At 61.7% G+C, this 2,334-nt stretch carries 2 protein-coding genes; one reads left to right on the top strand and one right to left on the bottom strand.

From position 1 onward, the window contains the following. Positions 1 to 421, bottom strand: a 421-nt coding sequence (locus tag ACYVDE_RS20500) for an MBL fold metallo-hydrolase (protein WP_460503396.1), incomplete at its 3' end; no start/stop codon positions are given. 378 nt (positions 422 to 799) lie between these two features. Here ACYVDE_RS20500 and ACYVDE_RS20505 point away from each other — a divergent pair. Then, positions 800 to 2,334 (top strand): hypothetical protein (locus ACYVDE_RS20505; RefSeq protein ID WP_460503397.1); only part of this gene is annotated, 1,535 nt, incomplete at its 3' end.

Below are 2,334 nucleotides of genomic sequence, written 5' to 3' on the forward strand. Positions count from 1 at the left end.
GCGCAAAGCGCACCTCAAGCTCGGTTTGGCCGAAGCGCACGGGCTGCCCGGCGGCCAGCTCGCCGGTGGGCTCGGCCGGCTGGTACTGCGGAAAGCCGTAGATGCCCGCGTAGCCGGATACGGCCCGCAGCGTGGGCACATCGAGCGGGTGCAGCAGAAACGGCGTGCCCGGCCAGGTATTCAGCACAAACTGGTTGCCAAGCACGTGGTCGACGTGCGCGTGCGTATTGAGCAATAGCACTACTTGCAGGCCTTCAGCGTCGATGTAGCCGCGCAGGGCCTGCTGCTCGGCCGGGGCGTAGCAGCCGGGGTCGACGATGGCGCACTGCCGGGTGGCCTCATCGATGAGCAGATAAGTATTTTCGGAAAAGGCGTTGAACGTGAAACCGGCGACCGTCATAAGGGGCAATGCAGTGGGCATAAGCAATGCGGAAAGGTACGGCGCGGAGCGGAAAGCGGAATCGGGGCTGGGCCGCTACCGGGCATTGCCAAATGCCTTCTGCAAACCATTATCTCCCCAAGGGCTCAAATGCGGCTTATTCAGCTACCGTCGCGCTTGCGGCGGTATGGCGCTGGCCCAGTTATCTATGTTCACCCTTTCGGGGTAGCAATTGTCGCCATTTATTCTATCTTGCTGGTGTAATCCGCTACGAATCACCCGCGTGTCTCACCATTTCTCCTTCCATCCCATGAAACACTCTACTCTTCTCCGGGCCTCAATTGCCCCCCCCCCCCCCATCGTATGCTGCCATTCGGGCGGTTGTGGCGTTTTTTCACCCTGGTGCTTATCGCCTGTGCCATGACTGTTTTCAGTAGCCGCGCCCAGTCCACCACGCTGGGCGTGGCCGGAGCCGTTACGCCGCTCGCTCCCGGTGCCTACAATGGCCAGTACAGCGTGGTGGGCGACCTCTACCTGGCCAACGGCCTTTACCTCATCGACGGTGCCGATTTTGGTATTACCGGCATTGCCCGGCGGATTTTTTCAGGCACATTTACCACCGGCAACAAATTGATAATCGGCCCCAACGCCGACGTGCGCATTACCAATTCCACTTTTGAGGCGCAGAATTTCAAGGCGTGGTACGGGTTCTATTTTGAGCCTAACCAGCCCGGCCAACGGTTCACCATGGCCGACAGCTATGTGAAGACGGCGGCTTACCCCATTCACCTGCCTCCCAGCACCCAAAGCAGCTACTACAACGTGTACAACACCACGTTCGACCAATGCCTATACGGCCTGTACGACACGGGCCGTCATCACCTGAGTGAGCTGTCATCAAGTACATATCCCAGCCGGTTCACCGGCAACACGATTCGGTCGACGCTCGGTTACCTGTATTATCCGTACCAAGGCACCGCCGGGCAGCCCGCCACGCAATACACCACCTACGAGGCCGTTCATCTGGCCGTGGACGGCGACGCCACCTTCGGCAACGCCGTGGACGTGGAAGTGAACTACAACGTAGTGGACGGTGCCGTGTACGGCATCGTGGCCAATCAGGCCACCGGCTTCTACCTCGTCCTCGGCGGGCTGATGAGCGGTATCCGCCGCCGGGGCCTGTGGCTCGACCAGGACGCCACGCGCACCTTCAACGTAACCCAAAGCATCTCGCTGGTGGGCACGCCCACGGCCACCGCCCAAACCACCGCCACCGACAAGGTATACGGCATCTACGCCACCGAGCGGACCGTTGACCAGGGCACCGCCGGCATCGACGTGTACGGCGACCACGGCGACGACCCGGCCAACTACAAAGAGCAAACCGGCCTCTACTACGAAACCTGCAACGGCGAGCTGCGCCTCGTGAACGCCCAGCACCTGACCTACGGCCTGAGCGTGGGCAACGGCAGCAGCGCCAACTTTTTCAACAACAGCTTCCTCGACTGCTGGCGCGGCCTGCAGGTGCGCGACAACAGCACCTCGTCGCCCGACTACTACCTGGGCTGCAACAGCTTCACCAACTCCACCGGCGCGCCGGGCTACCAGGCCATTGCCGTAGCCGCCAGCGCCGTGGTGAACGGCAATAACACCCTGGCCTACCGCGTGCCCCCGCCGGGCACGCTGAGCATCCAACCGGCCGGCAACCGGTTTTTGGGGTATAGCGTAGGGGTCGCGCCCTATGTCTACAACGACAACAACTCTGCGCCCAACATGCTTTCTTACCAGAAGTTTGCCAATTCCACCGATGAGTCTATCACCGCTATTGAGGGCCTAGGTGGCGGAAACGTACCCTTTGGCACTTTGACCATCAACTCGTCCAACAACTGCGCGGCGCGCGGGTACGGGGGTAACGGGGCCATGCAGCGCGGCGCGGCACCGGCCGGCGGGGCTCG

It is taken from the genome of Hymenobacter agri (assembly GCF_054778495.1).